At 66.2% G+C, this 13,014-nt stretch carries 8 protein-coding genes; 4 read left to right on the top strand and 4 right to left on the bottom strand.

Annotated features, from left to right (window positions below; translation table 11 throughout):
• Positions 1 to 337: 337 nt before the first annotated feature.
• Positions 338 to 2,488, top strand: a complete 2,151-nt coding sequence (locus tag FM112_RS01400; RefSeq protein WP_176386615.1) for an HNH endonuclease signature motif containing protein — start codon at positions 338 to 340, stop codon at positions 2,486 to 2,488.
• A 611-nt stretch (positions 2,489 to 3,099) separates the two neighbouring features.
• On the opposite strand, the gene FM112_RS01395 is transcribed toward FM112_RS01400, so the two are convergent.
• Together FM112_RS01395 and FM112_RS01390 are read right to left on the bottom strand one after the other, a co-directional pair.
• Positions 3,100 to 3,510, bottom strand: coding sequence for a VOC family protein (locus FM112_RS01395; RefSeq protein ID WP_087002496.1), 411 nt, complete (start codon positions 3,508 to 3,510; stop codon positions 3,100 to 3,102).
• Positions 3,511 to 3,530: 20 nt separating this feature from the next.
• Positions 3,531 to 3,959 carry a helix-turn-helix transcriptional regulator gene (locus FM112_RS01390; protein ID WP_087002494.1) on the bottom strand — a complete coding sequence of 143 codons (429 nt, stop codon included), beginning with the start codon at positions 3,957 to 3,959 and terminating at the stop codon, positions 3,531 to 3,533.
• 41 nt (positions 3,960 to 4,000) lie between these two features.
• Between FM112_RS01390 and FM112_RS01385 the strand changes: the two genes are divergently transcribed.
• Positions 4,001 to 4,330 carry a YciI family protein gene (locus FM112_RS01385; RefSeq protein ID WP_087002491.1) on the top strand — a complete coding sequence of 110 codons (330 nt, stop codon included), beginning with the start codon at positions 4,001 to 4,003 and terminating at the stop codon, positions 4,328 to 4,330.
• A 420-nt stretch (positions 4,331 to 4,750) separates the two neighbouring features.
• Here FM112_RS01385 and FM112_RS01380 read toward each other — a convergent pair whose 3' ends face one another.
• Both FM112_RS01380 and FM112_RS01375 read right to left on the bottom strand, forming a co-directional pair.
• Complete coding sequence (locus tag FM112_RS01380; RefSeq protein WP_087002504.1) at positions 4,751 to 7,381, bottom strand: HAD-IC family P-type ATPase; 2,631 nt, start codon at positions 7,379 to 7,381, stop codon at positions 4,751 to 4,753.
• Between the two features lie 112 nt (positions 7,382 to 7,493).
• Positions 7,494 to 7,799: a helix-turn-helix domain-containing protein gene (locus tag FM112_RS01375; RefSeq protein ID WP_087002489.1), complete on the bottom strand. Its 306-nt coding sequence runs from the start codon at positions 7,797 to 7,799 to the stop codon at positions 7,494 to 7,496.
• A gap of 111 nt (positions 7,800 to 7,910) precedes the next feature.
• Here FM112_RS01375 and FM112_RS01370 point away from each other — a divergent pair, with 111 nt between their 5' ends.
• Together FM112_RS01370 and FM112_RS01365 are read left to right on the top strand one after the other, a co-directional pair.
• Complete coding sequence (locus FM112_RS01370) at positions 7,911 to 9,905, top strand: DNA methyltransferase (protein ID WP_087002487.1); 1,995 nt, start codon at positions 7,911 to 7,913, stop codon at positions 9,903 to 9,905.
• The gene (locus tag FM112_RS01365) at positions 9,902 to 12,913 is read left to right on the top strand and encodes a DEAD/DEAH box helicase family protein (protein ID WP_087002485.1); all 3,012 of its coding nucleotides are present in this window, start codon (positions 9,902 to 9,904) and stop codon (positions 12,911 to 12,913) included. The genes FM112_RS01370 and FM112_RS01365 overlap by 4 nt, the downstream gene beginning before the upstream one ends.
• The last annotated feature ends 101 nt before the right edge of the window (positions 12,914 to 13,014 follow it).

Here is a 13,014-nt window from a genome sequence, read left to right as displayed (position 1 = left end):
CCGAGGCGATCCGCTCGCTCATGCGCCGCACCCCCGCCGCCGCGGCGACCGCAGCCGAATCTGGCCCCGGATCGCCCTCGAGGCGTCCATGTCGGTGGGTCGTGGTCTACTGCAGGTATGAGGTCGAAGCCGCTGTTGTCTTCCCCGAAGTGCGCCGGGATGCCCGCTGGCAAACGTCACGGGGATGGCAGCGCGGCGGCGGCTGCGTGGGCGGGAGCACGCGGGGTTGAAGTCGCTGCGGAGTTATCCACAACCCGAAGAAACCAGCGACTCGCGTAGTAGAATAAATGCACGAATACCGCAGGTAAACGCACCGCTTGGGGAGGAGGTGGGGACGATGACCACGACTGACACCAGCACCACCGACGCGACTGGCAACACTGATGCCCCTACCCCGGACGGTGACACTCTTTCTGCTCCTGACGCCCGCAGCAGCACAGGCAGCACCTCCGGGGATGACCGCACCCGCCAGAGCGCTCCTTCCCGTCCCGTGGGGACCCCGGAACACCTCAAGGGCGGGGCCCGTACCCCGGCAGCCATGCACAACCGGCGCCTGCTTCTCGACGCGCTCGGTCATGCGGCGAAACTCCGCGCTTCCGCGGAAGCCCTCGAAGCCCAGTTGTTGGCGGCGTCGTACGAGCACTGTCGGGAGATCACCGCCGGCCACGGCTCCGATGCGTTCGAGCAAGAGCTGAAGTCGCTCGCGGCGGAGATCGGTGCGGTTACGCGCACCAGTGACCGGACCGTCGCGGCGAAGCTCAACGCGGCCCCCGCCCTAGAAGCCAGCTACCCACGTACCACCGACGCCTGGGGACGAGGGGCCATCAGCACCGGCCACGTACGCGTGATCGAGTCCTGCGGCGACGGCCTCACCCGATCGGAATCGATTGCGGCGTATGAGGAGCTCGTCGTCGCGAAAGCCCTGGAGACCACGCCGGGCCGGTTGCGGGTGTACGCGAAGCGCGTGGCGGCGGACCTGGAACCCGAGGAAACCGAGCAGCGTCTTCGCCAGGCCCAGGACGAGCGCCGGGTCTGGGTCCAGGACGAGCCCGACGGTATGTGCCAGCTCTCCGCGTTGTTGCCCGCGGTCGTGGGGGCCGGCATCTTCGACCGGCTCACGCAGACAGCGAAACAGCTCCATGCCCCGGGCCGTGAGGAACATGACACGCGCACGTTCGATCAGACCCGCGCCGACGTGCTCGCGGACCTGCTGCTCACCGGCCAGGTCACCCCGGACTCGCCGAACCACGTGGCGAAACCGATCCAGGCCACCGTCGCGATTACCGTGCCCGCGATCTCGTTGATCACCGCAGACCGTGCCACAACGATCCTGCCGGCATCGACCGCATCGACCATGAGTACCTCAGCCGGCCCGGTCGCCACCGCGTCGAGTCCGGTCGCGCACGGCGATGAGGGAGCGCAAGTACGCTCAAGCACCGGCACCGGCACCGGCACCGGCACCGGCACCGGCACCGGCACCGGCACCGGCACCGTGACTGGGACTGGGACTGGGCCTGGCACCGTGACTGGGACTGGCACCGGTGTGAGCATGCCCGCCAACGCCGGGCACACGGTCACCGCCGGTACTTCCACGACCGAGGCCAACGCCGAGCCCGCTACGGATCCCGCCTACGGTCCAGCGACGATGCCCGCCCGCGAGACGACCACGACGCCCCTCGTCGGCCAGCCCGAACAAGCCGAGCAGAACGCTTGCGAGTTTCCGATTCCCCTGACCGCGTTCACCGGGCCCGCGGAACTCGCCGGCCGCACCCCGATCCCCATCCACACCGCCCTCGAATTCTGCGGGGACACGGCGACCTGGTATCGGGTCCTCACCGACCCCCTCGACGGCACCCCGCTCACCGCCGACACCTACCGGCCACCCGCCGCGCTGCGCCGACTCCTGCAGATCCGGGACGTCACCTGCACCGCACCCGGCTGCCGCCGGTTGGCGAAGGACTGCGATATCGACCACACCACACCGTGGGCCGCAGGCGGCCCCACCAAGTACGACAATCTCGCGGTGCTGTGCCGCGGGCACCACACCATGCGTGAAGCCGGCTGGGTACTCGAACAAGACGGCCCCGGCCGCATGACCTGGACTTCCCCGACCGGACAACGATTCACCGAACACGAAGACCACATCGCCCCAGGACTCCACCACACCGGACAACGCCACCGCGCCGCAGAGCGGCATCCCGGTACCCGGCGCGCCGACCAGCCTCCCGGCCACCGGCACGCCGACCGGCACCACCCTGAGCAGCCGAACACAGGCTGGCACCAGCCCGGACCACAACATGGAGGGCAACAGCACCGACCACAACAGGCGGACCGACAGCACGCGGAACGGCAATGCGCAGAACGGCAACACGCAGAACGAGATCCCGATGATTGGGGTCGGGGTCATTCGGCGCGCAGTCATCTGCGTCGAAGCACCGAGCACCGGCCAACCCCGGCACCGCCGGGAGACGACCCACCACCGTTCTAGAATTTCGCTTCGGGCCGGGTGTCGTCCCGCATGAGGATGCCGATACTCGGTCTCGAGGGCCCGAATGTGAAGGCCGGGGAACCGTGCCGGCTGAAACAGTGCGTCGAACTGATGCCTTGGAGACTCTCTCCTGGAACCCGCACGGCACGCGCGTCCCGCATAGCTCAGCCGGATCGTCACGGCAGGGTGTGGTGCCGAACTGTCGTGATCGTGCATCACGGCTGTCTGCCCCATGCTCTGCCTGCCCGATGCACTGTCTATCCGATGCACTGTCTATCCGATGCATAGGGATCGACTCTGCTTCTCGTGCTTCGATACTCGCCGCCGGTTGCATCTTCGGCGATCGCCACTGCTCGCTGTCCCGGTGATCGCAATCGGTTGCTGCGATCGGCGCACTGTCGGCGCACTGTCGGCGCACTGCTGGCGCGCTGTTGGCGTACTGCCGGGCCGCTTCGAGCCGCGATCAGGTCGAGGTCGTGCCGTCGCTCGTCGCGCCAACCGCCGTTGATCGGCGGAGCGGCCGCCGCCGATCTGCGCGGCGGCAGCCTTCGCTCACCGGTGACCACCGCGTTCGCCGACGACGCTCAGGGGCGGTTGTGCAGCCGTCACGGTCAGTCGCGCTGCTGCAGACGCAGCAGGTTGCCCGCAGGGTCGCGGAACGCGCAGTCGCGCAGACCGTAATCCTGGTCCATGGGCTCCTGCACGATGTCGGCGCCGCGAGCCTCGACCCGCTCGAACTCCGCATCGACATCCTCGGAGGCCAGCACGAGCGCGGCGAACGTGCCCTTCGCCATCATGTCCACGATCGCGGACCGCTCAGCCTCCGTGATGCCCGGATCCACCGCCGGAGGGGTCAGCACGATGTTCACATCCGGCTGCGCGGGCGGCCCCACGGTGATCCAGCGCATGTCCTCGTAGCCGACATCGAGGCGGACCTCGAAACCGAGCACATCGCGGTAGAACTCGAGGGACTCATCGGGGTTGGTGTGGGGCAGGAACGTGGAATGAATCTTGATCGTCATGGGAGCAACCCTAGAAAGCCTCAGCCGCGCGGCACTTCTCGATTCCTGACCGGTTTCGTCGCCACCCTCACGACGCAGCCCGGCAGCCCCGCTGTCGCGTGCAGCGCGACCTTCCGATACGCGCTCGGGGACATCCCCACGAGCTCCGAGAACCTCGAGCTGAAAGTCCCCAGTGACGAGAACCCGACCGCGAAGCACGCCTCGGTCACGCCGACATCGCCGCGCCGCAGCAGCATCATCGCCCGTTCCACACGACGCGTCATCAGATAGCTGTAGGGCGGCTCGCCGTACGCGGCGCGGAATCGACGGCTCAGATGCCCTGCCGACATGTGCACGCCGCGCGCAAGACTCTCCACATCGAGCGGCTGCGCGTACTCGCGATCGATCCGATCGCGCACACGACGCAGCAGCACCAGCTCCGACCGGTCCGGGGTATCTCCGCGCGACATGCGTGTCAGTGTCTCACAAGCCCCGTCGGTACCCTGCGCGCATGAGCACCGTCACGCACCTCCTCATCCACCGCTTCATCCCCGGCACCGGACCCCAGCCCGGCACATCCGAGCACGACCACGAGATGGCGCAGTGGAGCCTCGTCGACGAGCGGCTCCGCGCGGCGGGCATCCTCGTCGGCGGCTATGCGCTCGCCGAAGGCGGCACGCTGCTCTCGCCGGACGGCGCAGCGCCCCTCGACGAGCACGCCGAGACCGTGTTCGCGGTCCTCGCCGTCTCGCTCGAGAGCGACGACGAGGCCGAGGCGCTCGCCAGGGACATGCCGACCTCGCAGTACGGATCCGTCGAGATCCGCTCGCTCATGGACTGATCCGGGATCCGTCCGGGCACTGGCTCGAGCGGGGTCTGGCTCGAGCGGGCCCTGACTCGGCTGAGCCGTAGCTCGACCGCGCCTCGACTCGACCGGGCCTCGACTCGACCGTGGCCTGGCTCGACTGAGCCCTGACTCGAGCGAGGTCTGGCTCGACTGAGCCCTGACTCGACCGGATCTCGACACGAGTCGGCGCGGTACGAAGGCCGCTCACGCGTCCGGGCGCGACTCGAGCGGGCCCGCCCCGAGCAGGCATGCTTCGGAGGGGCGCTCAATGGCGCGACGCGGCTCGAACGGACGGCATTCGGGACATGCGCGGGGCGGCCCGAGCAGCCCGTCCAGTGGTGAGCGTCCGGCGGCGCCGCAGCGGTCACGGCGATCGCGGACGCTGGATCGACAGCGTCTACCGGGCGACCGCGATCACCTGTCCGCCCGTCGGCGCGCGATCAGCCGGCGCACGAACTTGTCGAGCTCCACGACCACGAGGATGCTCGCGCCGATCGCCGTGCACGTGAGCCACTCGCCGACGCTCAGCGGATGCAGGCCGATCAGCTCCGCGGACACCGGCCACACCGTCGCGCCCCATTGCAGGAGCAGCGCGGCGATCGCCGAGCACAGCAGGAGCGGGTTCCCGAACGGGTTCAGCGCGAACAGCGAGCGGCGCTCCGAGCGGGCGTTGAACACCTGGAAGAAGTTGAACATCACCATCGTGATGAGCGCCAGCGTCCTGGCGTGCTCGATCGCCAGCCCCGCCTCGTTCGCCAGCCGGTAGACCACGAGCGTGCCGATGCCCATCCAGACGCCGCTGACTACGGTGCGCAGCCACATGGCGCCGTCGAGGACGCCCTCGCCGCGGGGCCGCGGCTGCTGCTCGAGCTCATCGCCCTCGCCCTTCTCGAAGGAGAGCGCGATGTCCTGGATGCCGTTCGTGACGACGTTCATGAACAGCAGCATCACGGGGAGGAAGATCAGCGGCAGCTCGGTGAACGTGTTCACGGCCACCGCGATGACGGCGGCGAGGCCGTTCGAGAGCAGGAAGAACGTCGCCTTCCGGATCGAGCCGAACGTCACCCGCCCCTGCCGGACCGCGTCGACGATCGTCACGAAGTTGTCGTCGGTGAGCACCACATCCGCGGATTCGCGCGCGACGTCCGTGCCCGATGCGCCCATGGCGACGCCGATGGACGCGGCCTTGAGCGCGGGCGCGTCGTTCACGCCGTCGCCCGTGATCGCAACGATACGGTCCCTGCCCTGCAGCACCCGCACGATCCGCAGCTTGTCCTGCGGGCTCATGCGCGCGGCGATCGAGGTCTCCTCGAGCCGCTCCACGAGCTCGAGATCGCCGAGCCCGCCCATCTCGGCGCCGGTGAGCGGCTCCGCGCCGAACGCGAGGCCCAGGCGCCGGCCGATGGCGACGGCCGTCGCCGGGTGGTCTCCGGTGATCATCATCACGTGGATGCCGGCCCGGCGGCAGTCGGCGATGGCCTCCTCCACGCCCGGCCGCGGCGGATCCATCATGCCCACGAGCCCTGTCAGGGTCAGCCCGGACGGCTCGGGCAGCGCGCCGTCCCGGGGCAGCTCCTCGAGCACGGCCCGAGCGGTGGCGATCACCCGCAGCCCCTCGCCGGCCATCGCGAGGTTCGCATCCCGCACCGCCGAGCCGTCCACGGCAACCCTGTCGCCATCCGGCCCGACCATGCCGTCGCAGAAGCCGAGGATGGTCTCCGGCGCGCCCTTGACGTGCAGCACGAGCCTGTCCCGCTCGCGGCGCACGGTCTGCGAGTACGCGAGCTCCGGCTCGTACGGCATGGCGGCGGCGGGCGCCGCGGCGCGCTCCTCGGGCGAGACCGCGCCGGTCTCGAGCGCCATCGAGGCCATGGCCACATCCACCGCATCGCCGAGCAGGCCGTCGCCCGGCTGCTCCGAGGCGGCATCGGGATCCGGATACGCGTCGTTGGTGAGCGCGCCCGTCCGCAGCATCCGCCGCTGCAGCTCGGTGAGCTCTGCGGCTCGCGGCTCGGTGAAGTCCGCCGTGCGGCCGTCCGGCGTCCAGCAGCGCTCCACCGTCATGCGGTTGATCGTGAGCGTGCCCGTCTTGTCCGAGCCGATGACGGTGGTCGAGCCGAGCGTCTCGACGCTGTGCAGGCGGCGGACCACCGCGTGGCGCTTCGCCATGCGCGAGACGCCGACGCCCATCGCAACGGAGAGCACGATCGGCAGGGCCTCGGGCATCGCCGAGACGATCAGCGCGACCGTCGTGCGGAAGGCCTCGGAGACCGCCGTGCCGATGAGCACGCTCGCGATGAACAGCAGCACGGCGATGCCCACCACGGCGCCGCCGATGAGGCGCTCGAGCCGATCGGTGAGCTGCTCGAGCGGGGTCTTCTCGGAATCGCCCTGGACGAGCGTCGCGATCGCGCCCAGCTCGGTGTCGGCGCCGGTGGCGACGACCAGGCCGGTGGCGCGGCCCGAGACCACGAGGGTGCCCGAGAAGCACATATTGGTGCGGTCGCCGATCGAGCTGTCCTCGCCGAGCGGGGCGGTGGTCTTGCCCGCGGGCAGCACCTCGCCGGTCAGCATCGACTCGTCGACCTGCAGGCCGTTCACGTCGAGCAGCCGCAGATCCGCGGGCACCTTGTCGCCGGACTCGAGGCTCACGAGATCGCCGGGCACGATGCCCGCCGCGTCCATGCGCGCGGCGCCCTCGGCGCGCACCACCGTGGCCTCGGTGCGGCTCAGCTGCTGCAGCGCCCGGACATCCGATTCGGCCTTGCGCTCCTGCCAGAAGCCGATCGAGGCGTTGAGCAGCAGCGTCAGGAAGATCACCGCGGTGTCGAACCACTCGCGCTGGATGGCAGTGATCACGCCGGCGGCCATGAGGAAGAGGATCATGGGGGAGCGGAACTGCCGGAGGAAGACCTGGTACCAGGCGTCCCGCTCCGTCGTCGCGAGTTCGTTCGGTCCGTACTGCTCGAGACGGGCCTCGGCCTCAGCACGGCTGAGCCCGTCCGTCTTCACGCCGAGTTCGGTTCGGGCTTGGTCGATTTCCATCGTGTGCCAGGTCACAGCACATCACTCGCCTTCTACGGGGCTCATTCTCGAACGGGTTCTCCCAGTGTAGAAGTCCGATATCCGGCGACGCTGACCGGGCGTTCGGGGAAGGTCAGACGGGCGAGCCCTTTGCCCGGGCGGCGATCAGCTCCGAGACCGTGATCTTGTGGGTCTTGGAGGGCAGGGCCTCGGCGCTCAGCCCCTGGATGAGCTCCCCCACGTCGACCTCGAGGGCCACGGCGATGCGCAGCAGCGTGACGAGCGTCGGATTGACCTCGCCGCGCTCGATCTTGCCGATGTTCGTGAAGTGGATGTCGGCCAGCTCGCCGAGATCCTGCTGGCTGATGTGGCGCTCCGCCCGCAGCGCGCTGATGCGCTTGCCCACGATCTTCTGGGCCGGGGTGCGGTCGTCTGCCATGGATCAATTAGCGCGCACCGCATGCCAAGCTCGCTAGAGTGTAGATGCATCCTGCATAAACGCATGATGCGTATAGACATTGAATCGCTAGGAAAGGCTCGGTGCTTCCGAATGGCCGTGAAGTCGCTGCTGGAACAGCTGCCAGAGATCGTTCGCGACGGACGGGAGGAGGCTCGGCGGATCCTGGAGCGGATCGGCACGAGTCAGCGGGTCGGCTTGCAGACACGCGAACTCGTGCTGCCGTCGCGGAACAACTCGTGGCTAAACCCAGGGGTGGGCCCAGGGGTGGAGATGCCAGAGCATCCGAATCGTCTGATTTTCGGCGACAACCTCCTCGCGATGGCCGCGCTGCTCGAGGGTGATGGCGAGCACGAGAGCCTGCGCGGCAAGCTCGATCTCATCTGCATCGACCCGCCGTTCGACTCGAAGGCGGACTACCGGTCGAAGATCAGGCTGCCTGCCGGCGCTGGGTCGGATCAGCCCGTGGATGTGAACCAGCGGCCCACGGTTGCAGAGCAGTCCGCGTATTCGGATACCTGGTCGAAAGGCACAGAATCATATTTACGTATGATCACCCCGCGTCTGATTCTAATGCGGGAGATGCTTAAAGATAGCGGGAGTATCTATGTGCATCTTGATTGGCATGTCGGAGCATACGTCCGCGCTATTCTTGATGAAATCTTCGGGCGGAATTGCTTTCGGAATGAGATCGTCTGGTCCTACGGCAAGATGGCATCGGCAACGAAGCGTTTCATGGCGAACCATGATCAAATCTACTTCTATGTGAAGAATCCTGATTCTGCATACTTTGTCCCCGTTAAAGCTAGCTTGAATAAGCCCGTGCGTCGGCTTGCGCGTGAAATGGTCGATGGTGTACTCAAGAATGCAAGGAATTCTGATGGGACGCTCAGGTACGTTGATATTACTGAAAAAGCAATCGATGATACGTGGAGTGACCTTTCTCGTGTAATGCCGGCGAGCGGAGAGTATGTAGATAATTATGCGACCCAGAAACCGGAGAAGCTGCTAGCGCGGATAATTTCAGCCTCATGTCCAGAGGGTGGGCTGGTCGGGGACTTCTTCGTCGGCTCTGGCACGACTGCCGCGGTGGCAGAGAAGCTCGGGCGTCGATGGATCGCCGTCGACCAGGGCAAGCCGGCCGTGATGATTTCCCGGAAGCGCCTCGTTGACATCGAGGAGAACGGCGGTGCGGAGCCGTTCCTCTACCAGTCGGTGGGCGATTATCAATTCGAGCAGGCGAAGAACACGCTCGGACGCCGATTCCGCGTGGGCGACCTCGCGAAGGTGGTGCTCGGCCTCTACGGCGAGCATGGCGCGATTCCCCTGCCTGCCGATGTGAACTATCGCAACTCGCTGGGACAGGTTGGCGACGAACTCGTCTATGTCGACAGTCCGCGCAATTCGACCGGACTCGGTACGCTCCGACGAGCTCAGAGCCTTCGTGACAATACTCTCGGCGGCTTCAAGAAGGTCACCGTGCTCGGATGGAACTTCAGCACCGATATCACCGAGGCGATCCGCACGCTCGGCGATGAGCGGCTCGCAGTGAAGGCGATTCCTTCGAACCTGCTCGACGAGCTAAAGAAGAAGGGTGATAAGGCGCTTCGTGGCAAGATCGCTTTCTCAACGTTGCAATATCTCGACGCGAGCCTCGCCCATCATTCCCGAGGAGTCGATCACGAGGGGCATCCGAAGGAGGAATTCGTCGTGCAACTCGATAACTATGTGCTTATCGACCCCGACGCGTTGCCGCTCGACAAGGATGAGGACCGCAAACGCGTCCGCGCGATTCTTCACACTGAGCCGCTCTCGCTCATCGAGTATTGGGCTGTAGATCCCGACTACGACGGCAGTACCTTCAGGTCGACCTGGCAGGAGTACCGAGGTAACACCGCCAACGACGAGGACCCGTTGCGAACCGGCACGATCGCCGCGCTCACCGTGCCCGCGCTCGAGCGCGATCGTACGATCGCGATCCGCGCAGTGGACGTATTCGGGTACGAATCCGAAACCCTGATCGTGGTGCCTGCCGACGCAATACCGCCCGGGGCGACGATCATCGAAGGACAGGAGGCGCGCCGATGAAGACGCAGGCCGGCGTAAGAAGAAGCATCCCCCTCGCAGACGCCATTCGTGATCGCTCCGAGGATCTGCTGACGGCCGTCGTCCGAGGCGAGCGGAGCGCGCTCACCGAGCGGCTCACGCCGGTGACTCGCGAGCTGCTCGACTGGTGGTTCCACGAGGACAGCGAAGCGGTCAGAGCATCCGCGGGCCGACCGAACTTCCACGCTGGACAGCGAGACGCGATCCTGGCGACCATATACGCGCATGAGGTGCTCGAGTCCACTTCCATGGGGCAGCTCTATGATGAGCTCCTCCCCGGTTGGCTTCGAGACGACGTGCTGCGCAGCACCGTCGATGTCGCCGAGATCAGCGATCCAGAGAATGCGCATCCGAAATACGCGATCAAGATGGCGACGGGCACGGGGAAGACCTGGGTGCTCAACGCACTGCTCATCTGGCAGTACCTCAATGCCGTTGCGCGCCCCGACGACCGTCGGTTCACGAAGAACTTCCTCATCGTCGCCCCGGGACTCATCGTGTACGACCGGCTCCTGGACTCCTTCAAGGGCAAGCCCGTAGAAGCCGGAGACGGCGGAGAAGCCTCCCCACAGCTCATCCGCGATTATCGAACGAGCGACATCCATGCGAACCAGGAGCTGTTCATTCCTGATCGATACCGCGAGTCGGTGCATGCCTTTGTGCAGGGCGGGACTGTGGAGAAGTCCGAGATCGGCCGACGCACGACACCGAACGGCATCATCGCCATCACCAATTGGCACCTTCTCGCGGGCAAGGACAAGGATGTGCCGGAGTTCCTGCCCGAGGAGCAGTCGGAGGTCTTCGCCGACGGCGCTGACCCGGACCCGAAATCTGCGGCCTCCAGCTTTATCCCACTCAGCCCGGGCACGACCGCGGGCAACAGCCTCGATGTGCTCGACCGGCGGGCCACGCGCGGCGCCGAGTTCGAATGGCTTCGGGAACTGCCCGACCTGCTTGTGTTCAACGACGAGGCTCACCATATCCACAAGGTGAAGCGCGGCGGACGGATCGATCCTGTCGAATGGCAGCGTGCTCTCACCGAGATCGGCGAGAAGAAGGGCGACCGATTCACGCAAATCGACTTCTCAGCGACGCCATACGGAGAGCAGGGTGGCCGCGGCGGCAAGAAGAAGATCTACTTCCCGCACATCATCGTGGATTTCGATCTACGCGATGCGATCCGCCTCGGACTCGTCAAGAGCATCGCGCTCGACAAACGCAGCGAACTCGCATCGATCCCGACCGAGGAACTCGACTTCCGGACCGAAGTGGACGATGAGGGCAATCGTCAGGTCAGCCACGGGCAGACGATCATGCTGCAGGCAGGCCTGCGGAAGCTCCAGATTCTCGAGACGGACTTCGCGAGGGTCGACGACGCGAAACACCCCAAGCTGCTCATCCTCACCGAGAATACCGAGGCTTCCAAGGCCGTCGAGGCGTACCTGCTATCCAGCGGAATCGCTTCGGAGGAGATGCTGCGCGTCGATTCCGACCGCAAGGGCAATATGAGGCCGGATGAGTGGGCCCAGGTCAAGCGTCAACTTGCGGGCCTCGACCGACATGTACGCCCGCGCATCGTGATCAGCGTCCTCATGCTTCGAGAAGGCTTCGACGTGAACAGCATCTGCGTGGTCGTGCCGCTGCGTGCATCGCAGAGCGGGATCCTGCTGGAGCAGGTGATCGGCCGCGGTCTGCGCCTGATGTGGCGGGGCAACGCGGATATCGATGCGAAGAAGGCCCAGGACCGCCGTCGCATCGCGGATGGCCTCGAGCCCGAGACGCGCTTCGACCTGCTGTCGATCGTGGAGCATCCCGCTTATGAGGACTTCTATGACACGGAGCTTGGCGACGGACAGGTCGGCGTCGATCCCGACGACGGGGGAGGAGGCAGCACCGGGGATGTCGAATTGGTGGAACTGCGTGAGGACTACGAGCGCTTCGACTTTCGAGTGCCGTTCATCGTCCGGGATGCGGATGAGGAGATCGCAGCCCCGAGCATCGATGTCATGGAGCTCGAAGCGTATCGAGTGCCGCTCGAACAGCTCAAGGCACGAGCAGGCAAGGGAGACGTATTCGCCTCTTATGACGCTTTCGAGGACACGCGATTCGGCGAGTACCGAGTTGAGGGCGGAGCGTTCGGCGCGGGCAGTTACGGGGAATACCTATCCCGCATTGCGGCGTTGATCGATGACACGATGGGGCGCGCTCGAACGGCATCAGGAGAGCGCAGCAGGAGGCGGAGTGAATTTCCGGTCCTGCAGGTCGCTCGCCCTGCGCTCATTGCGATGGTTGACCGTTACGTGCGCACGCGCATGTTCGATCGGCAGTTCGATCCGTTCGAGGATGAGAACTGGCGAGTACTGCTGTTCCCCGAGGCACTGGAGGCGGTTGCAGGCGTGTTCATGCCGGCGTTGATCGAACAACTCGACAAGCGGACCGTGAGCGATGCCATCGTCGACTACCGGTGGCTGTCCGAGGCGCGCTCCTACGCGGCTTCGCTCAGCCGACTCGTCGGGGTTCGCAAATGCATCTACACGCGCCTGCGCATTCCAGAGGCGGGTAAAGGCGGCGGGCTCGAGCGCCAGTTCGTCGAATGGGCCGACCAGGACGGCAGGATCGATGCCTTCTGCAAGCTCGACGAGCACAAGCATGCGTGGATCCAGCGCCCTTACGTCAAGAGCAACGGCTATCCCGCGCGCTACTCGCCGGACTTCCTCGTCCGCACCAGCAGCGACGTGTACGTGGTCGAGACCAAGGCGCAGAGCAGTCTCAGCGATCTCGACGTCCACCGTAAGAAGCGCGCAGCCCTGGACTGGACGGAACGGATCAACGAATTGCCGGAGGCGCAGCGTGACCACCTCGAGTGGCACTACGCGCTGGTCGGCGAGCGCATGTTCGATCGGCATCGCGAGGGAGGAGGGTCGATGATCGCGCTGCTGAATCAGGCGAGTCTGTTCGCGGAGAGTCTCCACGACGGCCGTCTCTTCTGAAGCCACATACCCGCGCCCCGGACACCCCGTCCGGGGCACGGGTAGACTGGTTCCCCGGGCCTCGTGGCGTCGGATATCGCGCGCATTCTGCCGAGCGCCCC

Origin of the sequence: Gulosibacter sp. 10 (assembly GCF_900163695.1) — a bacterium.
GTDB lineage: Bacteria > Actinomycetota > Actinomycetes > Actinomycetales > Microbacteriaceae > Gulosibacter.
The sequence above is the reverse complement of the archived record's forward strand: the minus strand, read 5'-3'. Positions and strand labels throughout refer to the sequence as shown.

Bases quoted from the DNA above. Each gene is read 5' to 3' on its own strand.
- FM112_RS01365 (WP_087002485.1), top strand. From the start codon at position 9,902: ATGAAGACGCAGGCCGGCGTAAGAAGAAGCATCCCCCTCGCAGACGCC.
- FM112_RS01390 (WP_087002494.1), bottom strand. From the start codon at position 3,959: ATGTCGCGCGGAGATACCCCGGACCGGTCGGAGCTGGTGCTGCTGCGT.
- FM112_RS01375 (WP_087002489.1), bottom strand. From the start codon at position 7,799: ATGGCAGACGACCGCACCCCGGCCCAGAAGATCGTGGGCAAGCGCATC.
- FM112_RS01385 (WP_087002491.1), top strand. From the start codon at position 4,001: ATGAGCACCGTCACGCACCTCCTCATCCACCGCTTCATCCCCGGCACC.
- FM112_RS01370 (WP_087002487.1), top strand. From the start codon at position 7,911: ATGGCCGTGAAGTCGCTGCTGGAACAGCTGCCAGAGATCGTTCGCGAC.
- FM112_RS01380 (WP_087002504.1), bottom strand. From the start codon at position 7,381: ATGGAAATCGACCAAGCCCGAACCGAACTCGGCGTGAAGACGGACGGG.
- FM112_RS01400 (WP_176386615.1), top strand. From the start codon at position 338: ATGACCACGACTGACACCAGCACCACCGACGCGACTGGCAACACTGAT.
- FM112_RS01395 (WP_087002496.1), bottom strand. From the start codon at position 3,510: ATGACGATCAAGATTCATTCCACGTTCCTGCCCCACACCAACCCCGAT.